The 25,497-nt window shown below is 68.9% G+C and carries 22 protein-coding genes; 6 read left to right on the top strand and 16 right to left on the bottom strand.

Annotation, left to right across the window (positions count from 1 at the left end; genetic code table 11):
* Positions 1-14 precede the first annotated feature (14 nt).
* The 3 genes from ICN82_RS07445 to ICN82_RS07435 all read left to right on the top strand — a co-directional run bounded on the left by ICN82_RS07445 (position 15) and on the right by ICN82_RS07435 (position 4,533).
* Complete coding sequence (locus ICN82_RS07445; RefSeq protein ID WP_193181324.1) at positions 15-1,019, top strand: ligase-associated DNA damage response exonuclease; 1,005 nt, start codon at positions 15-17, stop codon at positions 1,017-1,019.
* Positions 1,019-2,617 (top strand): ATP-dependent DNA ligase, encoded by a 1,599-nt coding sequence (locus ICN82_RS07440; RefSeq protein WP_193181323.1) that lies wholly within the window; start codon positions 1,019-1,021, stop codon positions 2,615-2,617. The genes ICN82_RS07445 and ICN82_RS07440 overlap by 1 nt, the downstream gene beginning before the upstream one ends.
* A 95-nt stretch (positions 2,618-2,712) precedes the next feature.
* Positions 2,713-4,533, top strand: a complete 1,821-nt coding sequence (locus ICN82_RS07435; RefSeq protein ID WP_193181322.1) for a M3 family oligoendopeptidase — start codon at positions 2,713-2,715, stop codon at positions 4,531-4,533.
* A 213-nt stretch (positions 4,534-4,746) separates the two neighbouring features.
* Here the strand turns inward: ICN82_RS07435 and ICN82_RS07430 are convergent, their stop codons facing one another.
* The 6 genes from ICN82_RS07430 to mtgA all read right to left on the bottom strand — a co-directional run bounded on the left by ICN82_RS07430 (position 4,747) and on the right by mtgA (position 10,872).
* Positions 4,747-5,757 carry a nuclear transport factor 2 family protein gene (locus ICN82_RS07430; RefSeq protein WP_193181320.1) on the bottom strand — a complete coding sequence of 337 codons (1,011 nt, stop codon included), beginning with the start codon at positions 5,755-5,757 and terminating at the stop codon, positions 4,747-4,749.
* A gap of 55 nt (positions 5,758-5,812) precedes the next feature.
* Positions 5,813-6,814 carry an ester cyclase gene (locus ICN82_RS07425; protein ID WP_193181318.1) on the bottom strand — a complete coding sequence of 334 codons (1,002 nt, stop codon included), beginning with the start codon at positions 6,812-6,814 and terminating at the stop codon, positions 5,813-5,815.
* 112 nt (positions 6,815-6,926) lie between these two features.
* On the bottom strand, positions 6,927-7,970 hold the full coding sequence (gene queG / locus ICN82_RS07420; RefSeq protein ID WP_193181316.1) for a tRNA epoxyqueuosine(34) reductase QueG: 1,044 nt from the start codon (positions 7,968-7,970) through the stop codon (positions 6,927-6,929).
* A 44-nt stretch (positions 7,971-8,014) separates the two neighbouring features.
* Complete coding sequence (fzlA, locus tag ICN82_RS07415; protein ID WP_193181314.1) at positions 8,015-8,680, bottom strand: FtsZ-binding protein FzlA; 666 nt, start codon at positions 8,678-8,680, stop codon at positions 8,015-8,017.
* 103 nt (positions 8,681-8,783) lie between these two features.
* Complete coding sequence (locus ICN82_RS07410) at positions 8,784-10,076, bottom strand: alginate O-acetyltransferase AlgX-related protein (RefSeq protein ID WP_193181312.1); 1,293 nt, start codon at positions 10,074-10,076, stop codon at positions 8,784-8,786.
* Positions 10,077-10,152: 76 nt separating this feature from the next.
* Positions 10,153-10,872, bottom strand: coding sequence for a monofunctional biosynthetic peptidoglycan transglycosylase (gene mtgA / locus ICN82_RS07405; RefSeq protein WP_193181310.1), 720 nt, complete (start codon positions 10,870-10,872; stop codon positions 10,153-10,155).
* 202 nt (positions 10,873-11,074) lie between these two features.
* Between mtgA and ICN82_RS07400 the strand changes: the two genes are divergently transcribed.
* Positions 11,075-11,308 (top strand): hypothetical protein, encoded by a 234-nt coding sequence (locus ICN82_RS07400; RefSeq protein WP_193181308.1) that lies wholly within the window; start codon positions 11,075-11,077, stop codon positions 11,306-11,308.
* 5 nt (positions 11,309-11,313) lie between these two features.
* Here the strand turns inward: ICN82_RS07400 and ICN82_RS07395 are convergent, their stop codons facing one another.
* From ICN82_RS07395 to ICN82_RS07380, 4 genes are all read right to left on the bottom strand, one after another.
* Positions 11,314-11,613, bottom strand: coding sequence for a hypothetical protein (locus ICN82_RS07395; RefSeq protein WP_193181306.1), 300 nt, complete (start codon positions 11,611-11,613; stop codon positions 11,314-11,316).
* A gap of 185 nt (positions 11,614-11,798) precedes the next feature.
* Entirely contained in the window at positions 11,799-16,337 is a 4,539-nt protein-coding gene (gene gltB / locus ICN82_RS07390; RefSeq protein WP_193181304.1) for a glutamate synthase large subunit, read from the bottom strand.
* Positions 16,334-16,768, bottom strand: a complete 435-nt coding sequence (locus tag ICN82_RS07385) for a GFA family protein (protein ID WP_226898347.1) — start codon at positions 16,766-16,768, stop codon at positions 16,334-16,336. Before ICN82_RS07385 ends, gltB begins: the two co-directional genes overlap by 4 nt.
* A gap of 157 nt (positions 16,769-16,925) precedes the next feature.
* On the bottom strand, positions 16,926-18,368 hold the full coding sequence (locus tag ICN82_RS07380) for an NAD(P)-dependent oxidoreductase (RefSeq protein WP_193181302.1): 1,443 nt from the start codon (positions 18,366-18,368) through the stop codon (positions 16,926-16,928).
* A gap of 217 nt (positions 18,369-18,585) precedes the next feature.
* Between ICN82_RS07380 and ICN82_RS07375 the strand changes: the two genes are divergently transcribed.
* Positions 18,586-19,389 (top strand): undecaprenyl-diphosphate phosphatase, encoded by an 804-nt coding sequence (locus tag ICN82_RS07375; protein ID WP_193181300.1) that lies wholly within the window; start codon positions 18,586-18,588, stop codon positions 19,387-19,389.
* A 64-nt stretch (positions 19,390-19,453) separates the two neighbouring features.
* Positions 19,454-20,053, top strand: a complete 600-nt coding sequence (gene recR, locus ICN82_RS07370) for a recombination mediator RecR (protein ID WP_193181298.1) — start codon at positions 19,454-19,456, stop codon at positions 20,051-20,053.
* 103 nt (positions 20,054-20,156) lie between these two features.
* On the opposite strand, the gene ICN82_RS07365 is transcribed toward recR, so the two are convergent.
* From ICN82_RS07365 to ICN82_RS07340, 6 genes are all read right to left on the bottom strand, one after another.
* A complete protein-coding gene (locus tag ICN82_RS07365) occupies positions 20,157-20,933 on the bottom strand; it encodes a DUF1013 domain-containing protein (protein WP_193181295.1) in 777 nt (258 codons plus the stop codon).
* 224 nt (positions 20,934-21,157) lie between these two features.
* Positions 21,158-21,499, bottom strand: a complete 342-nt coding sequence (locus ICN82_RS07360; protein WP_193181293.1) for a hypothetical protein — start codon at positions 21,497-21,499, stop codon at positions 21,158-21,160.
* A 250-nt stretch (positions 21,500-21,749) separates the two neighbouring features.
* Complete coding sequence (locus ICN82_RS07355; protein WP_193181292.1) at positions 21,750-22,355, bottom strand: inner membrane-spanning protein YciB; 606 nt, start codon at positions 22,353-22,355, stop codon at positions 21,750-21,752.
* A 98-nt stretch (positions 22,356-22,453) separates the two neighbouring features.
* Complete coding sequence (locus tag ICN82_RS07350) at positions 22,454-23,563, bottom strand: pyridoxal phosphate-dependent aminotransferase (RefSeq protein ID WP_193181291.1); 1,110 nt, start codon at positions 23,561-23,563, stop codon at positions 22,454-22,456.
* Positions 23,564-23,603: 40 nt separating this feature from the next.
* Positions 23,604-24,134 (bottom strand): RSP_2648 family PIN domain-containing protein, encoded by a 531-nt coding sequence (locus ICN82_RS07345; protein ID WP_193181290.1) that lies wholly within the window; start codon positions 24,132-24,134, stop codon positions 23,604-23,606.
* On the bottom strand, positions 24,131-25,342 hold the full coding sequence (locus ICN82_RS07340; protein WP_193181289.1) for an RSP_2647 family RNA methyltransferase: 1,212 nt from the start codon (positions 25,340-25,342) through the stop codon (positions 24,131-24,133). Before ICN82_RS07340 ends, ICN82_RS07345 begins: the two co-directional genes overlap by 4 nt.
* Positions 25,343-25,497 lie beyond the last annotated feature (155 nt).

Here is a 25,497-nt window from a genome sequence, read left to right as displayed (position 1 = left end):
CTAGGTTGCGCCCCATGGCGCCGGTGCTCAGCTTCACGCCCGAGGGCATCTACTGCCCGGCAGGCGATTTCCACATAGACCCCTGGCGGCCCGTCGCGCGGGCCGTCATCACCCATGGCCATGCCGATCACGCCCGGCCCGGCCATGGCAGCTATCTCGCCACGCCCCAGGCCGCGCCGGTGATGCGCCACCGGCTGGGCGACATCCGCATCGACACCCTGGCCTATGGCGCGACCCGCCGCATCGGCGCCGCGACGCTCAGCCTGCATCCCGCGGGCCACCTGCCCGGATCGGCGCAGGTGCGGGTGGAGGTCGCGGGCGAGGTCTGGGTCGTCTCGGGCGATTACAAGATCGAGCCCGACGGGCTGGCCGAACCGTTCGAGCCGGTGCCCTGCCATGCCTTCATCTCGGAATGCACCTTCGGGCTGCCGGTCTTCCGCTGGCGCCCGCAGGCCGAGGTGATGGCCGCGATCGACGCCTGGTGGGCCGAGAACCGGGCGGCCGGGCGGGTCTCGATCCTGGGCGCCTACAGCCTGGGCAAGGCGCAGCGGCTGCTGGCGGGCATCGACGCCGGCGCCGGTCCGGTCCTGACCCATGGCGCGGTGGAGGCCACGAACGAGGTGCTGCGCGCCCAGGGCTATGCCCTGCCCGGCACGATCCGCGTCACGCCCGAGACGAAGCCCGGGGACCATCCCGGCGCGCTGGTCCTCGCGCCTCCCGCGGCGCTGGGAACCCCCTGGGCGCGGCGCTTCGGTCCTGCCTCCGCGGGTTTCGCCTCGGGCTGGATGCAGCTCAGGGGCGTTCGGCGGCGGCGCGGGATGGATCGCGGCTTCGTGCTGTCGGATCATGCCGACTGGGACGGGCTGAACACGGCAATCCGCGCGACCGGGGCCGAGCGGGTCTTCGTCACGCATGGCTACACCGCGGTGTTCCGCCGCTGGCTGGAAAGCCAGGGCCTTGACGCAGGCATCGTCGCGACCGAATTCGGCGGCGAGGAGACCGAGGGCGAGGTTGCGTAATGAGGCGCTTTGCCCGGCTCTTCGACACGCTCGACCGCACCACGCGGACCAATGCCAAGGTCGCGGCGCTGGCGGAGTATCTGACCGGGGCGCCGGAGGAGGACCGGCTCTGGGCGATCGCGCTTCTGTCCGGACGGCGGCCGCGGCGGGTCGTCGCCTCCGCGCGCTTGCGCGACTGGGCCGCCGAACGCGCGGGCCTGCCGCTGTGGCTGGTCGAGGAATCCTATCCCGTGGTGGGCGACCTGGCCGAGACGATCGCGCTGATCCTGCCGCCGCCCCTGCGCGGCGAGGACCGCAGCCTGGCGGAGTGGATGGACTGGCTTGCCGCGCTGCGCCCGCAGCCGGAAGCGGCGCATAAGGCGGCCGTCCTGGAGGCCTGGGACGGGATGGCGGCGCAGGACCGGCTGGTCTTCAACAAGCTGCTGACCGGCGGCTTCCGCGTCGGCGTCAGTGCCGGGCTGGTCACGCGCGCCCTGTCGCAGGCCACCGGGATCGAGGCGCCGAAACTGGCCCACCGGCTGATGGGCGACTGGACCCCGGCCACGACCAGCTGGGACCGGCTGATCCTCTCGGAGGACCCTGCCGATGACCTGAGCCGCCCCTATCCTTTCTGCCTCGCCCATCCGCTGGAGGACCCGGCCGCGGATCTGGGCGCGCCCGGCGACTGGCTGGCGGAATGGAAATGGGACGGGATCCGCGGCCAGGCGATCCGCCGCGGCGGCGAGCTGTACCTGTGGAGCCGCGGCGAGGACCTCATCACCCCGCGCTTTCCCGACCTCGCCCCGCTGGCGGATTTCCTGCCCGACGGCACGGTGATCGACGGCGAGATCCTGGCCTGGGACCGCGCGGCCGACCGTCCCCTGGCCTTCGCGCGGCTGCAGACGCGGCTGGGGCGCAAGACCGTGCCGAAGAAACTGCTGGCCGAGGCCCCGGCGCGGCTTCTCGCCTATGACCTGCTGGAACAGGAGGGCACGGACCTGCGTCCCCTGCCTCTGGAGGAGCGCCGCCTCCGGCTGGACCGGCTCCTGCAACAGCTGCCTGCCGAGGCGCCTCTGGCCGCCTCGCCGCTGATGGAGTTCGGGACATGGGACGAGCTGGGCGCGCAGCGCGCCGCCGCGCGCAGCCACCATGCGGAGGGGCTGATGCTGAAGCACCGCGCCAGCCCCTATCACGCGGGGCGCCGCCGCGGCGACTGGTGGAAATGGAAGCTGGAGCCGCTGCGCATCGATGCCGTTCTGCTCTATGCCCAGGCGGGTCACGGACGCCGCGCCACCCTGTTCACGGATTTCACCTTCGCGGTCTGGGACGGGCCGGAGCTGGTGCCCTTCGCCAAGGCCTATTCCGGCCTGACCGATGCCGAATTCGCCGAGATCACCGCCTGGGTGCGCCGCAACACCCGCGACCGCTTCGGCCCGGTGCGGCAGGTGGCGCCGCAGCATGTCTTCGAGATCGCCTTCGAGGGGATCCGCGAAAGTCCCCGCCACAAATCCGGCATCGCGCTGCGCTTTCCGCGCATGGCGCGCTGGCGCCGTGACAAGGCCGCCGCCGAGGCCAGCACCCTGACGGAGCTGCGCGCGCTGCTCGACCTCTACGGCTAGTCCCGGCCCCCGCGACCGCACGGAATGCGCCGGGCGGCTTGATCCCTGCCGGGCGCAGCCCCTAGATATGGCAGGTCAGAACGCAGGAGAGACCCATGCAGATTGCCCACCCCGTCCGCGACGCGAATGCCCCGGCTGGCACCGATGGCCTGGGCAACCTGCCCGAATGGGATCTGAGCGATCTCTACCCGTCCCCGGACGGGCCGGAATTCGCCGCCGACATGGAGCGGCTGGAGGCGCTGTGCACGAGCTTCGCCGCCGATTACGCGGGCCGTCTCGACACGCTGGACGCCGCCGGGCTGCTGCGCGCGGTCGAGCGCGACGAGGAACTGTCGATCATCGCGGGCCGGCTGATGTCCTATGCCGGGCTGCGCTACTACCAGAACACGATGGATTCCGACCGCGCCAAGTTCATGGCCGATGCCCAGGACCGGATCACCACCATGACCGCGCAGCTGGTCTTCTGGTCGCTGGAACTGAACCGCATCGAGGACGGCAAGCTTGAGGCGATGTTCGCCGAGAATGCCGCGCTGGCCCGCTACCGGCCGATCTTCGAGCGGCTGCGCGCGATGAAGCCGCACCAGCTCTCCAACGAACTGGAGCAGTTCCTGCATGACCAGTCGGCGGTCGGCGCCGCCGCCTGGAACCGGCTCTTCGACGAGACGATCGCCGGGCTGGAATTCACCATCGACGGCGAGCCGCGTCCGCTGGAAGCGACGCTCGACCTGCTCAGCGAACAGGACCGTTCGAAACGCGAGAGCGCCGCGCGCGAGATCGCCCGGGTCTTCGGCGAGAATGTCCGCACCTTCGCCCGGGTGCACAATACCTTGGCCAAGGAGAAGGAGATTGAGGACCGCTGGCGCAAGATGCCCAGCCCGCAGACCGGCCGCCACCTGGCCAACCATGTCGAGCCGGAGGTGGTCGAGGCGCTGCGCAACGCCGTGGTCGCCGCCTATCCCAAGCTGTCCCACCGCTACTATGCGCTGAAGGCGAAATGGCTCGGGCTCGACCGGCTGCAGGTCTGGGACCGCAACGCCCCGCTGCCGATGGAGTCGGACCGCAAGGTCGCCTGGGACGAGGCGAAGGCGACCGTGCTTGACGCCTATGCCGGCTTCGATCCGAAAATGGCCGAAATCGCCGCGCCCTTCTTCGAGAAGGGGTGGATCGATGCCGGGGTGAAGCCCGGCAAGGCGCCCGGCGCCTTCGCCCATCCCACCGTCAGCACCGTGCACCCCTATGTCATGCTGAATTACCTGGGCAAGCCGCGGGACGTGATGACCCTGGCGCATGAGCTGGGCCACGGCGTCCACCAGGTGCTGGCGGCGGATCAGGGCGAGCATCTCAGCTCCACGCCGCTGACCCTGGCGGAAACGGCAAGCGTCTTCGGCGAGATGCTCACCTTCCGCGCGCTGCTGGAGAAGGCGGAGACGAAGCAGGAGCGCCGGGTCATGCTGGCGGGCAAGGTCGAGGACATGATCAACACGGTCGTGCGCCAGATCGCCTTCTATGACTTCGAATGCAAGCTGCATGACGCGCGGCGCGAGGGCGAGCTCACCCCGGATGACATCAACGCGCTGTGGATGAGCGTGCAGGCCGAGAGCCTCGGACCCGTCTTCGACTTCATGGAAGGCTACGAGGTGTTCTGGGCCTATATCCCGCATTTCGTCCACTCGCCCTTCTACGTCTATGCCTATGCTTTCGGCGACGGGCTGGTGAACGCGCTCTATGCCGTCTACGAGGAAGGCGACGCGGATTTCCAGGCGAAGTATTTCGAGATGCTGAAGGCCGGCGGGTCCAAGCACCACAAGGCGCTGCTGGCGCCCTTCGGGCTGGATGCCTCGGACCCGGCCTTCTGGGACAAGGGCCTGTCCATGATCTCGGGGATGATCGACGAACTGGAAGCCATGGAGGACTGATCGGCCCCGGCGCCGCGTTCCGCCCTCGCGCGGCAGCGGCGCGGCTTCCCCACCAGGCACGGGGCCCGCGCCGCCGCGTCGGTCGACGGGGTCCGCGGCCCCCGCCCGCACGGGCCGGGGGACCGCAGGCTGCCGCAAGCCGCCGACACTCTCGCGGGACCGGGCGCGGGACAGCCGGAGGACGGCGTCTCGTGCGGGACGGCCCGGCCCGGCTCAGTCGGCATGCGCGAGGATCTGGGCCCAGATCGCGGTTTCGTCGAACAAGGTCCATTCCCGCCGGATCCCCAGCGGGCCGAATTCCACCTGCGTCATGCCCGCGACATGGACCATCGCGCGGCTGGGCGGGCCGAATACGCCCCATCCCGCGTGATGGCCCGATAGCGACCAGCGCAGCGTCGCGCGCGGCGGCATCCCCGATGCCTCCTCCCCCGCAACATGATGGACGACCAGTTCCGCATCGGGAAAGGCCGCGCGCAGAGGCAGCCAGAACCGTTCCGCGTCCCGCGTGCCGTGGCCCTGCGCGCCGCCGGGATAGGACAGCATGCAGCCGGGGTCATAGCATTGGCCGATCGCGCCGAAATCCGCCCCCGCAATCCGGTCCGCCAGATCGGCAAGGCGCGCGCCGGTGGAATCTTTCGGATCCGGTGCCTGCGCCGGGTCGGGGGGATCGTCGGCAGGCAGGAGCACCGGCTCCAGCGGCCCCTGTGACAGGATTTCCGCGATCCAGTCCCGCGGCATGCGCCCCAGCTGGCGCAGGATGGCGCCGGTATCCGTGATGACCCATTCCTCCGCGATCCGCCCGCCCAGGATGCGCCGGTCCGCCATGCTGCGCCAGCAAAGGATGCGGCCGCTGGCCGCCCCGAACAGGCCCGGCCCCGCATGGGTGGCACGGGAAACCATGCGCTGGCTGGCCAGAACGCCCCGCCCCGGCAGGGCGCGGCACAGCACGTCCTCGGTCAGGATCTCGCGATCGGGAAATTCCGCGGCCGTGGCCAGGACCTCGCGTTCCGCCGGAGCCCGGCCGCTGGTCATTCCCCCCGGACTGCGTCGCACCGCCCCTTCCTGGTAGAAATCGCGGACCGCCCCGCTGCGGCCGCGGCGCTCCCAGATCTCCTCCGTGGCGCTGCGCACCAGATCCGCGACCTCTTCGGGACGGTCCTCCGCCGGGACGGACGCCCCGCCCGCGCGGAAGACCAGCCTCGGCTTGCCTGTCAGCATCTGCATCCTCTCCCTGTCTCCGGCGCCCTGCCGCGCCGCGCGGCCCGCCCGGCGGCGCGTTTCACATCCATTCGCGCTGTCCCGTCAGTTCCAGCATCCGGCCCAGCACGTCGACGCCCAGCTGATGATAGACATCCAGCAGGTCGAGCATCGTCCAGGCCTCCCGGATCAGCCCGTTCTCGATCCGCCAGAAATCAAGGGAGCGCATGGTCAGCGCCCGTTCCAGCGGGGGAATGCCCAGCCAGCCGTCGCGGCTGAGCGTCATGCGCCAGCCGGGCCAGCCGACATAGCCGACATAGTTCCCCTCGCCGAAGAGATGGCCGGTTCGCAGGTTCTTCTCGCGGTCCGGCATGGCATTGAGGAAGGGCCTCTGATGGCCGCGGCGCAATCCGTCCAGATTGCGCGCCGTGCCGATCCCGGCCGGGCCGTACCAGTTGCAGCGGGGATGCCAGTAGGCTTCCTGCTGCACCGGCGGACCGCCCCCCGCATCGACGGTTTCCAGTTGTCGCAGCATATCGGCCACCAGCCCGACGGAGGCGGCGCCGTCGCCGGTCGGTTCCAGCCCGTCCAGCGTGGCCGGCGGGGGCACCGTCCAGTCCCGGCCCAGCGACGGCGCCAGCGGCCAGCAATTGGACTGCTTCATCAGCTCGGCAATGTCCCACAGCGCCAGCACCTCGACCACCCGCCCTTCCTTGAACCGGTAGAATTCGTGAAACCGCAGCGTCGCCACCCGGCCCGAGGGCGGTATCGACATCCAGGACCGGCGGAAGGTGCCCATGTAGCAGCCCGCGCAGCCGACCCAGCACTGGCCTGCCTCGCTTTCGCCCGCGATCACGATGTGATCGCGCCGCTCCATGTCCGGAAAGCTCTGGGCCATCGGCAGGATCGCCGCCTCCAGAAGCGCGCTCTGCCCGGCGAGGCGGTTGAAGGGGTGGGACAGATGCACCGGGGCACCGGGCGCGAAGAGTTCCGCGGCGACGTCGCGCGCGCGCATCTTGTCGAAATCGTACAGAGCCTCGCGGAACCGCGCCAATGCGGCCTTGTTCTCGGCATGAATGTCCATCGTCGCAATCCCGGTCGCTGCCGGGACGGGATTCGCGCCCGTCCCCGGCCGACACTCGCACCCGGCTGGTGGACAAATGATGAAGCCGCGCCGCTTTCGGCGGCCCCCGCCCTCAGGCGCCCGGCAGCCGCGCCAGCGCCCAGCTGCCGGCCTCCGCGACCACCGGATCGCCATGCCCCGCCAGATGCGCCGCGGCCGGGCGCAGCGCGGCCAGCCCGGAATTGCCGATCGCATAGGCCACGTTGCGCAGGAAGCGGGCCACGCCGATGCGCTTGATCGGCGATCCCGAGAACCGCGCGCGGAAGGCGGCGTCGTCCAGCATCGCCAGCTCGGCCAGCTCCGGCGGGTCGGGATCGGCCGCCAGGTAGCGCAGCTCGCGCGCCTCGGCGGCGAACTTGTTCCACGGGCAGACCGCCAGACAGTCGTCGCATCCGTAGATGCGGTTGCCCAGGCCCGGACGCAGCGCGGGATCGACCGGCCCCTTGTGCTCGATCGTCAGGTAGGAGACGCAGCGCCGCGCATCGAGCTGGAACGGCGCGGGGAAGGCATCCGTCGGGCAGGCATCCAGGCAGCGCCGGCAGCTCCCGCAGCTTTCGCGCCCCGGCGCATCGGCCGGCAGCACGGCCGTGGTGAAGATCGCCCCCAGGAAGACCCAGTTGCCGATCCCGCGGCCCAGAAGGTTGGTATGCTTGCCCTGCCAGCCCAGCCCCGCCGCCGCCGCCAGGGGTTTCTCCATCACCGGCGCGGTATCGACGAAGACCTTGATCTCGGTCTCCGGCGCCTGGGCGATCAGCCAGCGGCCGACGCGTTTCAGCCGCTTCTTGACCAGGTCGTGATAGTCCTTGCCATGGGCATAGACGCTGATCCCGGCGCGATCCGGGCGCTCCAGAACGGCCAGCGGATCATGGCGCGGCGTATAGCTCTCGGCCAGCACGACGATCGAGCGGACCTCGGGCCAGAGCGCCTGCGGATCGCCGCGCCAGCCCATGCGCTCGGCCATCCAGCCCATCTGGCCATGGCGGCCCATCTCGACGAATTGCGCCAGCCGCCCGGGCAGCTGCGGCACCGCATCCGGACCGCAGACGCCCATCGCCACGAAGCCCGCCGCTTCGGCCTCGGCGGCCAGCCTTGCCTTCAGTTCCGCGCCGTCATCCATCGCGGGGCCCCCTGCCTGCGCGCCGCGCCGGGCGCGCGGGCCTTTCAGAAATCGAGATCGGCGTAATGAGCGGGCGGGATGAAGCCCGCCACCTGGTCGGCCAGCAGCCCCCGGAAGGCCGGACGGCTCTTGATCTTGGCATACCAGTCCTTCACCGCCGCGCTGCGGTGCCAGTCGACATCCGAGGTATAATCCAGACAGCTCAGATGCGCCGCGGCGGTGAAATCCGCCAGGGTCATGACATCGCCCGCAAGCCAGCGGCGCTGGTCCAGCAGCTGGGTCATGTAATCCAGGTGGAACCGGGTCGCCTGAAGCCCCTGCTTGACCGCGCGGCTGTCGGGATAGCCCGACTTGGTGATCTTCTTGTTCACCCGTTCATACAGCACATTGACCGTGACCTGGCGGAAGAACGTGTCGTCGAACCAGCCGACCAGGCGGCGCACCTCGGCGCGTTCCTTCGGGTCCTGCGGCAAGAGCGCCGGTGTCGGATAGGTTTCCTCGAGGTATTCGCAGATCGCGCTGCTTTCGCCGATCTGCATGCCGTCGATGCGGATCACCGGCACCTTGCCCGCCGGATTGCGCCGCAGGAAGTCGGGGTCGCGTTCCCAGTATCGTTCCTCGACGAGATCGACCTCCAGCCGTTTCTCCGCGAGAACCAGCCGCACCTTCCGGCAGAAGGGGGACAGGGGAACGTGATAGAGCTTGATCATGTAGACGCGCCTCGGGGTTGCCTGCCCCTCCCTCTTGCCGCGCCTGCGGCGGGATGTCCATGGGCCGCCGGAGCAGCGCCCCGCCGGCGCGGCACCCGGCCGGTCACCGCGCCGGCACCTCCGTCAGGAACCGCTCGATCGTCTGGCAGATCACCACGTCGGGCCGCAGCTGCCGCACCAGCGGCCAGTCCGCCTCGGCCGACCACACGAAATGCGTCTCGGCGAAAAGCCGTGCCGTCCAGTAGCTGAGCTGGGTCGAATTCTCGCCCGAGGCGAAGAAGGAATTGCCGAAGACCAGCACGCGGCGGGGGTCCGGCGCGGCCGCGCAGCGCCAGTGGCGGCGCAGGCCGGTATGGCCCGCGGCGGGGGTTTCGGCCGCGATCAGCTCGGGATCGATCCGCTGCCCGTCCCGGCCGGTCAGCCCCTCGGCCACGAAGACCAGTTCCTCGGCCTGCCCGTGAAAGCGCCCGCCCAGATCCGATTCCAGCATCTCCGGGCGCAGCGGCACGGCGGCATCCAGCGGCAGCGGCATGTCCGCGAGCTGCCAGTAGAGATGCGCCATCGCCGCCTGCGCCCCGTATGTCGACAGATGCGTATCCTTGCGGCGGAACACCATGTCCGGGGCCAGCGTCGCGCGGAAGGCCGGCAGCCAGTCGACCATGCGCTCTTCCGGCAGGCTCCGCGCCATGGCGCGCAGGCTCTGGCGGTAGAGACCGCTCGGCACCGTCGCGCGCCCCGGATCGAAGCTTGCCGCGACCGAGCTCTTCTCGGGCATGAGCGCCTGCAGATAGGTCACGCCGAGCGCCTCCGCCCGCGCCCGCCGCCGTTGCGTCAGCGCGCCCCAGCGCGCCGCCTCGGGGATCTCAGGCCGGTCGTCGCGATAGATCCGGTCAAGCCCGTTGCTGCCGCCATGCAGCAGCAGCAGCCCGTCGCGCCCGACCCGGGCCGCCTCGTCCTGGGAAATCGTCCCCGGGCGCGGAATGCCGCCCTTCATCTCCTCGCCAAGGACGCCCAGCCCCAGCTCGGCCCGCCCCCGGGGGCCGAGCCGCGCCAGGACCGTGGCCATCTCGGCGGCCGTCAGCGACCGCAGCAGGGCCGTCGCCGCCACCGGCGGCCAGATCGGGAGGCGCACCGCCCCGCTTGCCGCCTGCAGCCGCAGCTCCGCCGCCCCGGTGAACAGGTCGGAGACCGGCACCTGCGGCGGAAGCGTCAGCCGGTAGCCCGTGCAGGCGCCGCGCAGCGGCGGGTCGAAGACGCGGTCCCAGGGCTCGGCGACCGCCATCCTGCGATCGCCCCGCCACAGCCCTACATCCGCCGCCGTGCCGCCGCGCACCCAGCCCGACAGGACATCTTCCTCGATATGGTCCAGTGCACCGCCGATCCCCCCCGGCTCCATCCAGCTGCCTCCCCGCCCCGGTAACGCGCCCGCTTGTGGCGGGCCCCATATCTACCAATACGGACCTGCCGGATGTCTAGCCTTGGAAACAATTTGCGCGGCCGTCGCGGCGGATTGTCTCTGCCCCGTCACGGATCTGCGCGGCGCGGCGACGCACGAAGGGGCTGGGATCAGCGGCCGAGCGGCCCTTGGGATCAGGCAGAATCGCCGCCAGCCGGGCCGCCTGGATGGCACTCAGATCCGCCGCATCCAGCCCGAAATAATGGCGCGAAGCGGCCTGGATTCCGAAGATTCCATCGCCAAATTCGATAACGTTTAGGTAAATCTCCAGTAGTCTCCGCTTGGACCAGACAAGTTCGGCCCCGGGCGTCACGACCGCCTCCAGCGCCTTGCGCGGCCAGCTGCGCCCCTGCCAGAGAAAAACGTTCTTCACCGTCTGCTGCGAGATGGTCGAGCCCCCCCGCCGCGCGCCGCCGGCAATGGCGCTGCGCAGCGCGGCGATGTCGAAGCCCCAGTGCTCGCAGTAATTGGCATCTTCCGCCGCTACCACGGATCGCAGCATTACCGGGCTAATGTATTGAACCGGAACCCATTCCTTCTCGATCCCGCCAAGCCTGCGCGATTCGGAGATCTGGTAGGGCGTCACCGGAACCGGCAGCACCGCATAGGCGGCCAGGATCAGGGCGAAGGCCGCAACCAGCCCCAGAACGCCGCGCATCACCCACCGCCCCGGCCGGATCCGCGCCCGCGGCGCCCTTGTCTTCGCGGTCTTCTTCTTTGCTGCCTTGCGCGCCATGCCGGGCAGAAAACATGCTGCCTTGCAGCGGTCAAGGCGCAGGCTGACGCGGCAGGATGGTTACCGCGTCCTGAGCTTCATCCGAATCTAACGAAATTGAACGAAACACAAACTGGACGCCCCTGCGCAAGGGGACTTTAATGATTCAGCGCCGGAAACTTTCCCTTCCGGCATCCGACCAGACCCAGAGGAGTAGGCGGCCATGTATATAGCACCGGTCTCCGCGGTAAGCCCCTCCGGCGACAATGCCGCGACGTATTTCATGACCTTCGACCAGGCGGTCGATGTATGGATCCTGCACTGGAGAGGACAGAAGCAGCAGGAGATCGCGGTCCAGCTCGGCACAAACCAGCTGCGTGTCGATGCCGTGCTGAACGAAAGACAGCATGTCGGATCACGGCAGAAAGCCCAGCAGGTCGCCTACAGCTTCAGCTGAGACAGTCACCTGTCGCTGCAGGGCAGGCGCCTGCCCGTCCTGAGCCGGTCCAGGCGGACCAGCGCGCGGCGGACCCGCTCGTCGCGCGGCCCCTGCCGCTCCAGCGCTCTGCGCGCCGCCACCGCATCCTCGTACCAGCCCGCGGGGACCGGCCGGGTGCGCAGCCAGGCCGCGGCCTCCGCCACCGTCCCGAAGCCGCCGCCCCCGCGCAGCCGTCCCAGCAACAGCAGCAGATCCGCCGCCTGGGGCGCGGTATAGACGGCGATATTCGGCTGTGCCGAAGACGTCAGGATGACCAGCGGCATGAGCAACTCCGGAAAGGCGGCATGGCACGAGGCTAACGGCTCATCCCCCTTCGGTGAAATCCCCCATCGTCCCGCAGCCCGGCAAACGTTGCGGCAACTGCCCATGAAACAGGCAAAGGCAGCCGCCCCTTCCGGAACGGCTGCCTCGATGCGGAAAGGATCGCGGCGCATGCGCCGCGACCGGTTCACTCGGCCGGGATGGCGCGGCTTTCGGCGCCCAGCGGCACCGGCAGATGCGCCAGCATCTCCTTGGGGCAGACCTGGACGAACTTGTCCTTCTCCAGCTCCCAGTGCTGCAGGATCTCGCCGGCGCGGCGGCTCTTGGTCTCGGCATGATGCATCTCGATCAGGCCCTTGAGCTGCGCCTCCCAATGATCGGCCGAGACCTTGCAGGTCACCAGCGTCTCCTTGTTCATGAGCGCCTCGGCGGTTCCGTCGGCATCGTAGAGATAGGCCATGCCGCCGGTCATCCCGGCCCCGAAATTCGGACCGATGGAGCCCAGGATCACCGCAACGCCGCCGGTCATGTATTCGCAGCCGTTGGAGCCGCAGCCCTCGATCACCACCTTGGCGCCGGAGTTGCGCACCGCGAACCGTTCGCCCGCGCGGCCCGCCGCGAAGAGGAACCCGTCCGTGGCACCGTACAGCACCGTGTTGCCGATGATCGTGTTCTCCGCCGCGCTCAGCGGACTTTCCATCGGCGGATGCACCACGACCGTGCCGCCCGACAGGCCCTTGCCGACATAGTCATTGGCATCGCCCGCGACTTCCAGCTTCAGCCCCGGCGCCGCGAAGGCCCCCAGCGACTGCCCGGCGGATCCCTTCAGCTTGACCGTCAGGTGATCCGATTGCAGCGCATTGCGCATGCCGAATTTCTGCACGATCAGCGACGAGGTCCGCGTGCCGATGGTGCGCAGCGTATTCTGCACCGCGTAGCTCAGCTGCATCTTCTCGCCCTCGCGGAAGAACCGCTCGGCATCGCGCTCGATCTCGGCATCCAGCGTGTCCGGCACCACGTTGCGCGGCTTCAGCCGGTCGTATTTGGCGCCCTTCATCCCGTCCACCGTCAACAGCAGCGGGTTCAGGTCCAGGTCGTCCAGATGCGCCGACCCGCGGCTGACCTGGCTGAGCAGGTCGGCCCGGCCGATGATCTCGTCGATGGAGCGCGCGCCCATCGAGGCCAGGATCTCGCGCACTTCCTCGGCATAGAAGGTGATCAGGTTGACCACCTTGTCGGCATTGCCGGTGAACTTGGCGCGCAGGTCGTCGCGCTGGGTGCAGACCCCCACCGGGCAGGTGTTGGACTGGCACTGGCGCACCATGATGCAGCCCATCGCGATCAGCGCCGCGGTGCCGATGCCGTATTCCTCGGCCCCCATCAGCGCGGCGATGACGATGTCGCGCCCGGTGCGCAGCCCGCCATCGGTGCGCAGCGTCACCGTGCGGCGCAGGTTGTTCATCGACAGGACCTGATGCGCCTCGGTGAGGCCCATTTCCCAGGGCAGGCCCGCATATTTGATCGAGGTCGCAGGCGAGGCCCCGGTGCCGCCATTGTGGCCCGAGATCAGGATGATGTCGGCCTTGGCCTTGGCCACGCCCGCCGCGATCGTGCCGACGCCCGAGGAGGAGACCAGCTTCACCGTCACCTTGCAGCGCGGGTTGATCTGCTTGAGGTCGTAGATCAGCTGCGCCAGATCCTCGATCGAGTAGATGTCGTGATGCGGCGGCGGCGAGATCAGCGTCACGCCCTTGGTCGAATGGCGCAGCCGCGCGATCAGGTCGGTGACCTTCATCCCCGGAAGCTGGCCGCCCTCGCCGGGCTTGGCGCCCTGGGCCACCTTGATCTCCAGTTCCTCGCACTGGTTGAGGTACTCGGCCGTGACGCCGAAACGCCCCGATGCCACCTGCTTGATCTTGGCCGACGGGTTGTCGCCATTGGGTTCCGGCGTGAAATGTGCCGGATCCTCGCCGCCCTCGCCGCTGTCGGACTTGGCGCCGATGCGGTTCATCGCGACGTTCAGCGTCTTGTGCGCCTCGGGGCTCAGCGCGCCCAGGGACATCCCAGGCGTCACGAAGCGCTTGCGGATGGAGGTGATGGATTCCACTTCCTCGATCGGCACCGGCTTGCCCACCGGCTTGATGTCCAACAGGTCGCGCAGATGGATCGGCGGGCTGGCCCGCATCTTGGCCGAGTAGCGTTTCCACATCTCGTAGGAGGCGTTGTTGCACGCCGCCTGCAGCATGTGCATGGAGGTCGCTTCCCAGGCATGGGTCTCGCCGGACTTGCGCGCCTTGTAGAAGCCGCCGACCGGAAGGACATTGGTCTCGGGTCCCCAGCCGCGGCCATGGACCTCCTCCAGCTTGTGCTGGATGCCGTGCACGCCGATGCCGGAAATCCGCGAGGGCATGCCCGGGAAATACTCGTTCACCATCGCGCGGCTGAGGCCCACGGCCTCGAAGTTCAGGCCGCCGCGATAGGAGGAAATGACCGAAATCCCCATCTTCGCCATGATCTTCAGCAGGCCCTGGTCGATCGCGTGGCGGTAATTGGCGACCGCCTCGGACAGGGTCATGTCCAGCAGCCCGCGCTCGATCCGGTCGGCCAGGCTGTCCTCGGCCAGATAGGGGTTCACGATGGTCGCCCCCGAGCCGATCAGCACCGCGAAGTAATGCGGGTCGATGCATTCCGCCGAGCGCACGCAGAGCGAACAGAAGGTCCGCAGCCCCTCGCGCGTCAGCCAGCTATGCACGGCCGAGGTGGCCAGGATCATCGGCATGGCGACCCGGGTCTCGCCCTGCAGGTGGTCGGTCAGCACGATATGCCCCGCGCCCGAACGCACGGCCTCCTCCGCCTCGTCGCGGATCCGCTGCAGCCCCTCGCGCAGCGCCTCGGGACCGGCCCCGGCGGCGAAGGTGCAGTCGATCTCGACCATCGGCGCGTTGAAGTGCCTTTCCAGTTCCTTCATCTGCGCATTGCCGACGAAGGGCGTGTCGAGCGTGATGATCTCGGTCTGGGAGCTGTCCTCGTCCAGCACGTTCTTGAGGTTGCCGAACCGCGTCTTGAGGCTCATCACGCGGTATTCGCGCAGGCTGTCGATCGGCGGGTTGGTGACCTGGCTGAAATTCTGGCGGAAGAAATGGCTCAGCGGACGGTACTTCGTCGAGAGCACCGCGGAAGGCGTGTCATCGCCCATGGAGGCCAGCGCCTCCTTGGCGTCCTCGGCCATCGGCGCGAGGATCTGCTCCAGCTCTTCCATCGTGTAACCGGCCGCGATCTGGCGGCGGCGCAGTTCCGGCCCGGCAAAGCCCGCCACTTCGGGCAGGCCGATCATCGTCTCTTCGAGATTGTTGATCTTGCCGACCCATTCGCCGAAGGGCTGCGAGGCGGCCAGCATGTCCTTGATGGTCACGTCGTGGTAGAGGATGCCGTCCTTCATGTCGACGGCGATCATCTGGCCCGGGCCGAGCGCGCCCTTCTCCCGGACGCTGGATTCGTCGGTCGGCACCATGCCCACCTCGGAGCCCGCGATCAGGAGCCCGTCGCCGGTGACGACATAGCGCATCGGACGCAGGCCGTTGCGGTCCAGCCCGCCGCAGACCCAGCGGCCATCGGTCATGGCCAGGGCCGCGGGACCGTCCCAGGGCTCCATCACCGAGTTGCAGTAGCTGTACATGTCGCGCCAGGCCTCGGGCAGCTCGATCGCCTGCTGCGACCAGCTTTCGGGGACCAGCATGGTCTTGGCCATCGGCGCGGAGCGCCCGGCGCGGACCAGCACCTCGAACACGGAATCGAGCGCGGCAGAGTCCGACGAGGCGGCCGGGATGATCGGCTTGATGTCCTCGGCCAGATCGCCGAAGGCCGAGGAGGCCATGCGGATCTCGTGGCTCTTCATCCAGTTGACGTTGCCCTTCAGCGTGTTGATCTCGCCGTTATGGGCGAGCATGCGGAAGGGCTGGGCCAGCCACCATTGCGGGAAGGTGTTGGTCGAATAGCGCTGGTGATAGATCGCGAAGGCGGATTCGAACCGCTTGTCCTTGAGGTCGGGATAGAATTCCGCGACCTGCTCGGCCAGCATCATCCCCTTGTAGATGATCGAGCGGCAGGACAGCGAGCACAGGTACAGCCCGTTGACATGCGCGGCCGCGGCCGCCTTCTCGATCCGGCGGCGGATGACGTAGAGCTCGCGCTCGAAGGTTTCCTCGTCCACGCCCTTGGAATTGGAGATGATGATCTGCTCGATCTCGGGGCGGGTCGCATTGGCCTTGTCGCCCAGCACCGAGATGTCCACCGGCACGTGGCGCCAGCCGTAGATGTAATAGCCCATCTTCAGGACTTCGGTTTCCACGATCGTCCGGCAGGTTTCCTGCGCGCCGAAATCGGTCCGCGGCAGGAAGACCTGGCCGACCGCGATCAGCTTGGACGTGTCGGGCTCGTGGCCGGTGCGGCGGATCTGGTCGTAGAAGAAGGGAACCGGGATCTGGATGTGGATGCCCGCGCCGTCGCCGGTCTTGCCGTCGGCATCGACCGCGCCGCGGTGCCAGATCGCCTTCAGCGCCTTGATGCCGGATTCGACGACCTTGCGGCTCTTCTTGCCGTCGATGGACACGACGAGGCCGACGCCGCAGGAAGAATGCTCGTCCTCGGTCCGGTACATGCCGTGCTCGGCCATGAAGGCGCGCTTGGCTTCCTCTTCGGCCACCCAGGCGTCATCGTATTTCGTCATTGCTGGTCCCCTTCTCCAAAGGAGGCGAACGTGGCCTCGACCTCGTGCTTCGTCAGTTTGATCCGCTCCCCCGCGAAGGCATAGCCTGCGGGTTTGCGGTCGATGTAGATTTCCTTGGTCAGCGCCAGTCCGGTCTCTCCGAACAGTCCCGCGCTGACCGCGTAGAATTCATGCCCCGGCACCGTCAGATGGTACCACAGCGGCGAGCCGCAATCGTCGCACCAGGCGCGCTCCGCCCAGTCCGAGGAGGCGCGCGACCGGACCGGACCGGCGGCCTGCAGGTCCTCCGGCGCCACCTCGACCACGATCATCGCCGATCCGGTCCAGCGGCGGCAGGTCTCGCAATGGCAGGCATGCAGCTCATCGAGCCTCGGGACCGCGGTCAGCCGCACCGCCCCGCACATGCATTGCCCGGAAATCGCATTGGCCATGGCCCTGCCTCCTGCCTGTCGACGCGACGCGGCCCCTGTCCCGAGGATGCCACAGACGGAACCGGATGCCCGCCTGCAAATTCCGGGGACCGCGGATCCGCGCCGCAAAAGATGCCGCTCAGACCGATCCTGCGGCATTTCTGCCGGATCGCCCGGCCTATTCCGCGGCGACGGAGGCGGCGGGCTGGTCGAACCGGGCGAGGATCGCATCGGCCGCCTCGCGCCCGTCGCGGATCGCCCAGACCACCAGCGAGGCACCGCGGACGATGTCGCCCACCGCGTAGACGCCCGGCAGGGAGGTCTCGTGGCTGCGGAAATCGGCCTTGATCGTGCCCCAGCGGGTGACTTCCAGCTCGGGCTGGTCCCACAGCACGGGCAGTTCCTCGGGCTCGAAGCCGAGCGCCTTGACGACCAGGTCGGCCTCCTCGATGTAATCCGCGCCCTCGATCACCTCGGGGGTCTGGCGCCCGGAAGCGTCGGGTTGGCCCAGGCGCATGCGCTGCACCATCACGCCCGAGACCATGGAGTCCTTGTCGGCAAAGCCCTTGGGCGCCGAGAGCCAGACGAATTCCACGCCCTCCTCCTCGGCATTCTGCGTCTCGCGCTGCGAGCCGGGCATGTTGGCCCTGTCGCGGCGATAGAGGCATTTCACCGAGGTGGCGCCCTGGCGGATCGCGGTGCGGACGCAGTCCATCGCGGTATCGCCGCCGCCGATGACGACGACCTTCTTGCCCGCGGCGTTCAGTTCGCCCGAGGCGTACTCGGCCACGTCATCGCCCAGGCTGACCTTGTTCGACGCGGTCAGGTAGTCGATGGCCCGCACGATGCCGCCCGCCCCCGCGCCGGGACCGCGCAGGTCGCGCGACTTGTAGACGCCCGTGGCGATCAGCACCGCATCATGGCTGGCGCGGATCTCCTCGAAGGACACATCCTCGCCGATATTGCAGTTCAGCACGAAGCGGATGCCGCCCTCGGCCATCTGGTCGACGCGGCGCTGGACGACGTGTTTCTCCAGCTTGAAGCCGGGAATGCCGTACATCATCAGCCCGCCCGCGCGGTCGTAGCGGTCATAGACCGTCACCTGCACGCCCTTGCGGCGCAGCGCATCGGCCGCGGCAAGCCCGCCGGGGCCCGCACCGATGATCGCGACCTTCTCGGTGCGTTCCGCGGCCGGGACGATCGGCTTGACCCAGCCCTTTTCCCAGGCCGTGTCGGTGATGAATTTCTCGACCGAACCGATGGTCACGGTGCCGTGGCCCGACTGCTCGATCACGCAATTGCCCTCGCACAGCCGGTCCTGCGGGCAGATGCGGCCGCAGATCTCGGGGAAGGTGTTGGTCGCCTGGCTGACCTCGTAGGCTTCTTCCAGCCGGTCGGTCGCGGTCAGGCGCAGCCAGTCGGGAATGTTGTTGTGCAACGGGCAGTGGGACTGGCAATAGGGCACGCCGCACTGGCTGCAGCGCCCCGACTGTTCCTCTGCTTTCGCCTGCGCATATTCGGCATAGATCTCGTTGAAATCCTGCTTGCGTAGATTGGGCGCACGTTTCTCCGGCATGTCCCGTGGTACGGAAACAAACTGGAGCATTCGCTGGTCCGCCATGAGGCCATATCCTTGCTTGTGTCGTCCAAGTGTTCGCGCGTTCCTAACCACGAAGGGCGCGAAAAGAAAAGTCAGTAATAGTGACCTAAGTGCAAAATATTCACGCCGCCCCCCCGAAGATCTGCTCATTTTGGGCCCAAAAAGGACAGCCCTGTTGACATAGTGGTCTCATGATACCTTTTTCGCCACTTTCTCCCCGTATGATCGGTCCGACACCATGACGCTTTTCCACCTGTTCCTCGTTGCCGTGATCCAGGGCATCACCGAGTTTCTTCCCATCTCATCCTCCGGCCACCTGATTCTACTGCCGAGCCTCTCGGGCATGGCCGATCAGGGGCTCCTGATCGATGTCGCGGTCCATGTCGGCACGCTTTTCGCGGTGGTGATCTATTTCTGGGCAGACGTGAAATCCGCCCTGCTGGGTCTTGGGCGGCTCGCCCGGGGCCGGATCGATACCGAGGGCGCCCGGCTGGCCTGGCTGCTGATCGTCGCGACCGTGCCCGTGGTCATCCTGGGGCTGGTGCTGAAACTGACCGGGATCGAGGAGATGATGCGCTCCGTCGCGGTGATCGGCTGGACGATGCTGATCTTCGGTCTCGTCCTCTACTGGGCCGACCAGACGGGAGCCGAAGCCAAGAGCGATGCCGACTGGAGCCTGCGCGACGCCGTCATCATGGGGCTGTGGCAGGCCGTGGCGCTGATCCCGGGCACATCGCGGTCGGGCATCACCATCACCGCGGCGCGACAGCTGGGCTATCGCCGCGAGGACGGGGCGAAACTCTCCATGCTGATGTCGATCCCCACCATCGCCATGGCCGGCGGGCTGCTGATCCTCGAAGTCATCTCCGAGGGGAAGACCGACCAGCTGCCCGATGCCGCCATTGCCGCGGGACTGGCCTTCCTCTCGGCGCTGGCGGCCCTGGTGCTGATGTTCCGGCTGCTGAAATCGGTCAGCTTCACCCCCTACGTGATCTACCGCGTCATTCTGGGGGTGATCCTGCTGATCGTGGCCTATCGCTGACCCCCGCGGGGCGGCCCGCGCCCTGCCCCTTGCGCGGCGCGCCCCGTCATGCTTTGGCGCTTGCATGTCTGCCAAACCGCCCGCCTCCATCGACGCGCTGATCGAGCTTCTGGCCAAGCTGCCGGGCCTGGGCCCGCGCTCGGCGCGCCGCGCCGTGCTGCACCTCGTCGCGCGGCGCAGCCAGCTTCTGCACCCGCTGGCCGAAGCCATGACCGAGGTCGCGGCCACGGCCCGCGAATGCCTCAATTGCGGCAATATCGCCACCGGGGATCTCTGCCCGATCTGCCTCGACGACCGGCGCGCCACGGGACAGATCTGCGTGGTGGAGGATGTCGCCGACCTCTGGGCGATGGAACGCGGCGGGGCGTTCGGCGGGCGCTATCACGTCCTGGGCGGCACGCTGTCCGCGCTGGACGCCGTGGGCCCCGAGGATCTGGGCCTGCCGCGCCTGGCCGACCGGATCGAGACCGAACAGGTGACGGAGGTGATACTCGCGCTCGGCGCCACCGTCGACGGCCAGACCACCGCGCATTACATTTCCGACATGCTGGACGGACGCACCCGGGTCACGTCGCTGGCCAAGGGCGTGCCGGTGGGCGGCGAGCTGGATTACCTGGATGACGGCACCATCGCCGCCGCGCTGGCCGCCCGCACCCGGCTTTGACCGGCCCGCGCCGCGCGGCATCGCATCCCTGCCCCGACCGGAAACGCGAAAGGCCCGGACAGCTGTCCGGGCCCATGCAGTGCCGATCGCGGAGGACCGCGCCTCAGCGGCGGTCGTCCTCGTCATCCTCGTCGGGCTGATCCGACGGCAGGTTGAAGTAGCTGTCTGCATCCACCAGGGAGTCGAACTTGTCCTCGTCCTCGTCTTCCTCGCCGCGCGGATCCCCGGTCAGCGAGAAGGTCTCCAGCCCGGTCATGTTCGACGGCAGCCGCGGCTCGGAGGGCTCCATGCCCAGGGACGCCTCGGTGGAGACCAGCTTGCGGCGCTCCTCGTCGGTCATCACGATGCCTTCGGCGGCGCGCTTGGCGGCCGCCTTGTGCACCGCGGCATCCAGCTCCGACTGGCGGCACAGGCCAAGCGCGACCGGATCGATCGGCTGCATGTTGGCGATGTTCCAGTGGGTGCGTTCGCGGATCGACTGGATGGTCGGCTTGGTCGTGCCCACCAGCTTGGCGATCTGGCTGTCGGCCAGCTCGGGGTGGAACTTGACCAGCCACAGGATCGCGTTCGGCCGGTCCTGACGCTTGGACAGCGGCGTGTAGCGCGGACCCCGGCGCTTGTCCTCGCCCACGGAGGCGGGATTGAATTTCAGCTTCAGCTTGTAGAGCGGGCTGTTCTCGCCGCGCTTGATCTCCTCGGCGGTCAGCTGGTTGTTGGCCACCGGATCGAACCCCTTCACGCCGCCTGCAACATCGCCATCGGCGATGCCCTGCACCTCCAGTTCGTGAAAGCCGCAGAATTCGGCAATCTGCCTGAAGCTGAGGGTGGTGTTCTCCACCAGCCAGACGGCGGTGGCCTTCGCGTGAATCGGTTTGTCCATGGTCCTTGTCCTTCCGTCTGCGCCCCGGCAGAAGTCCCAAGCCCGTTCCGTTGGCGGTGTCTGCCGCCGCGCCGGACCTGGCGCACTTCCTCGATGTCGGGGGAGGTTCGGCGGGTATATAAGCACAAGACCGGCCGGAGTGAAGCGGAAATCCGGCCGCGCGCGGGATTTCGCGCGCGGCCGGAACCAGCGAACCGCCCTGCCCGGGCAGGACGGCGCGGGGATCAGCCCTCGGCCAGATCGACGCCGATGCGGGCGCCGCTGACCGTCACCGCGCCGTTCTCGCGGGCGAAGGAATAAGTCAGGCCGCGGCTGCCGGGAAGGCCGAAGGACACGCGCTCCCCTTCCTTCAGAACCATCGCGATGCGCGACGCGGCAGCATCGGCCGCCCCCTTGTAGGTGGCGATGACCTCGTAGCCCCCGGCGACCTCGGTCCAGTAGACGGTCATGTCCGTGCCGCCCTCGTGCAGCGCGGCCCCCGACATCGGGCGGTCCAGCGTGATCTGATCGGCAGAAGCGGCCCCGGCGGCAAGCGCGAGCACGGCGGAAAGAAGAATGCGGGTCATGCGGATAATCCTCTTCGGATCTGAAATTGCGGGAAGGCGCACCGGGAGGCGGCGCGGGCGCCGGGCGGGCCCGGCTGATGCTGCGTTGCAGAATAAGGGACCCGCAGGGGCTGATTCAACCGCCGCGGCTGCAAGGCCGGGTTGCGCCCGCATTTAAAGCGCTGTCAATTCGCCCGGCCCCCCGGCCGTCGCGACCGCCTCGACGCGCAAAATCCCCGCCGGAACAGGCTGCTGCGCCGCCTCCTTCAGCTCAGCGGGCGCGCGGCGGGATGTCCTCGGTGGAATGGCGCTTCAGCAGGCCCGCCTGCGCCAGGAAGAAGCCCATCATCGCCGCCATCTGGCCGAACGTGTCCCAGGCGACGAAGACATCGGTGGAAAACCCGCGCCAGATCACCTCGTTCGCGGCGGCGATGCAGGCGAAGAACACCGCCAGGCGCCGGGTCAGGATCATCCAGCCCTCATGGGTGATGGGCAGCGCCCCGTCCATGATGAATTCCAGCCAGGACTGGCCCCGCGCCAGCCCGATCCACAGCAGCCCCGAGAAGATCCCGAAGGCGAGGGTGGATTTCATCTTGAAGAAACGTTCGTCGTTCAGCGCCACGGTCAGCCCGCCGAAGACCACGGCCAGCACCAGCGTCAGGATCTGCATCCGGCTGACCTTGCCGGTAAGCCGGTAGAGCAGCCAGTTGCTGAGCGCCAGGATCGGGATGAAACAGGCCGTGACGATGACGAAGCCCGCATAGTCGCGCCCGCCGATGGCAAAGCTCTGGTCGCGCACCAGCAGGTAGCCCCCCACGAACAGCAATACCGGCCCGAGATCCAGCGCCTGTTTCCGCCAGTCGTTCTGTTCGCTCATGCCCTGCCTCCAGAAATAGGTATCCCCCGTTAGGCCAGCCCGGGGCGGGAATCCAGCATTCTTCGCCCCGGCCCGCCCCGGGACGCGCGGATGTGACCTCAGCCGCGTCCGGCCGCCGCCAATGCCCCCGGCAGGGCCGCAGCGAGGCTGTCCAGCTCTGCCGCCGGACCGGCCGAAATGCGGATGCAGCGATCCTGCGGCGCGACGAAGGGCTTGCGGATGAACACGTCGCGCGCGTCGAGCTGCTCCATCACCCGCCGGGCAAAGGCCCCGTCCGCCCCGCAGTCGAGGGTCACGAAATTGGTGGCCGAGGGCATCGCGCTCAGGCCGTTGTCGCGGCCGATCGCGGCGATCCGGTCCCGCGCCGCGGCAACCTCGGCCCGGACCCATGCCAGATGCGCCTGGTCGCGCAACGCCGCCAACGCGCCTGCCTGGCTGATCCGGGCCATGCCGAAATGGTTGCGGATGCGGTCGAAGGCGGCGATCAGCGACGCCTCCGCCACCGCATAGCCGACCCGCGCCCCGGCCAGGCCATAGGCCTTGGAAAAGGTGCGGAACCGGATCACCCGCGGATCCTCCGGCACGATGGCGGTCGCGGCGCCCTCCGGGGCGAATTCGACATAGGCCTCGTCCAGCACCAGCAGGCAGCCCTCGGGCACCGCCTCGATCATCGCCTGCACCGTCGCCGCATCATGCCAGGTGCCCATCGGATTGTCGGGATTGGCCAGGTAGACCAGCTTGGCGCCCACCTCGCGCGCCTTGTCGATCAGCGCCTGCGGATCCTCGCGGTCATCGCGATAGGGGACGGTCGCGATCTCGCCGCCGAACCCCGTCACATGGTAATTGAAGGTCGGATAGGCCCCGGCCGAGGTCACGACCGTGTCGCCCGGCCCCACGGTCAGCCGCACGAGAAGACCCAGAAGCCCGTCGATTCCCTCGCCGACCAGCACATGCGCCGGCACCGTGCCCAGATGGGCCGCCAGGGCCGCGCGCAGATCATGCGAAGTCGAATCGCCGTATTTCCAGGTCTCCGCCGCCGCGGCCTGCATCGCCGCCACCGCCCGGGGCGAGGGTCCGAAGATGCTCTCGTTGGCGCCCAGCCGCGCGGCATAGGGGCGGCCGCGGCGGCGCTCCATTTCCTCGGGGCCGATGAAGGGCACGGTGGCAGGCAGCGAAGCGACGAGCGGGGTCAGGAGCGAACGGGTCATGACGGGGCTTGTCGCGCGTCCCGCGCCGCCCCGCAAGGGGTCAGAGCAGCGCCGCCACCGCCTTGCCCAGCCGCGGCAGCCGGGCGCGTTTCAGGATCGCGCGGGGCGTGTCAGTGGCGGAAAGCGCGTCGAGCCGGGTGCGCAGCGCCGCCAGCATCGGCGCCTGCGCCTCGCCGAGCGCCGCCAGAAGGAAAGGGTCGGGATGCCAGGGCTGGATGCCGTGCCGCGCCAGGGTACGGCCCGGAAAGTCGCGCAGGTTGAAGGTGACGATCGCCTCCGCGCGGCCCTCGATGGCGGCGGCCAGCACATGCGTGTCATCCGGATCGGGCAGCGACAGCGCGTCCTCCGCCCCCTCGGGCAGCGCGATCTCGGCGCCGGGCCAGCGCGCCGCCAGCGCCGCCGCCTCGGCCGCAACCAGCGCCGCCGGCGTTTCGCGCGTGGCGGCATTGGTCCATTCGAAGGTGATGCGCGGCGACCAGAGCGGGGTGAACACCCCCGCCGCCGCCGCATCCAGCAGCAGGCCCCTGGTCAGCGTGGGATACAGGACACAGGCATCGAGGACCGCCCTCACGCGGGCAGGACGCGGAAGATGACCGCCTTGAGATAACCCGATTCCGCCAGCTGCGGGTGCAGCGGATGGTCCGGCCCGGCCTCGCCGGTATGGATGATCTGCGCCGCGCGCCCCGCCCGGCCGATGCCGCGCAGGCAGGCATTGCGGAATTTCTCCAGCGTCGCGGCATGCGAACAGGAACACAGGGCCAGGTATCCGCCTTCGGGCGCAACCAGCCGGGCCCCGGCGCGTGCCACCTTCTCATAGGCGCGCAGCCCCGCCTCCAGCGCCTGTTTCGACGGCGCGAAGGCGGGCGGGTCGCAGACCACCAGGTCGAAATGCAGCCCCTCATCCTCCAGCGCGGTCATCGTCTCGAAGGCATCGCCGCGGCGCGTGGCAAAGCTGGCGGCCCCCTGCCCCATCGCCTCCGCGCCCCGTGCGGCCAGATCCAGCGCCGGGGCGGAGGCATCCACGCAGGTCACATGCGATGCGCCCCCCGCCAGCGCCGCCAGCCCGAAGCCGCCGACATGCGAAAAGACATCCAGCACCCGCGCCTCCGCGGCCAGGCGCTGGACGAAGGCCTGGTTCTCGCGCTGGTCGTAGAACAGGCCGGTCTTCTGCCCGCCGGCCAGGTCGGCCATGTAGGTGGCCCCGTTCATGACGACCGGCACCGGGGCGTCGGGCATGGTTCCGATCAGCACCTTGCTCTCGTCATCGAGCCCCTCGAGGCTGCGCGCCCGGCCCGCGGCATTCTTCAGCACGGTGCTCACGCCGGTGACCTCGACCAGCGCCGCCACCAGCATGTCCAGATGCGCCTCCGCCCAGGCGGCGTTGGGCTGGATCACCGCGGCATCGCCGAACCGGTCGATCACCACCCCCGGAAGCCCGTCGGCCTCGGCATGGATCAGCCGGTAGAAGGGGGCGTCATACAGCCGCGCGCGCAGCGACAGCGCCCGGGCCAGGCGGCGGGCGAACCAGTCGTGATCGACCACCGCGGCCGGATCGCGGTCGATGATCCGCGCCATGATCTTCGAGGCGGGATTGACCGCGACCAGCGCCATCTCCTGGCGTTCGGCATCCTGCAGCACGGCCAGAGTGCCCGGCGCCATGGCGCGGGTGCGCCGGTCGGTCACCAGGTTGTCGGCATAGACCCAGGGCGCGCCCCAGCGGATGGCGCGGGCATCGGCCTTGGGCATCAGGCGGATGGCGGGGCGGGCGGTATCGGTCATGTGCGGGACTCCCGGAGGGCGAAGGGACCCCGGCTATAGATCAGGTGCGACGATTTGGAAAGCGCCCTGCACCGGCCTCCCCCCGGCGCGGCGCTGGCGGCCGGGACTGGCCCGACCGCGCGACGCCGGGGCCGCCGGGCGCGCGGGTGGCCGGG

The sequence above is a fragment of the Mangrovicoccus algicola genome, assembly GCF_014903745.1.
Classification (GTDB): Bacteria; Pseudomonadota; Alphaproteobacteria; order Rhodobacterales; family Rhodobacteraceae; genus Mangrovicoccus; species Mangrovicoccus algicola.
This window is presented reverse-complemented; position numbering and strand designations above follow the sequence as displayed.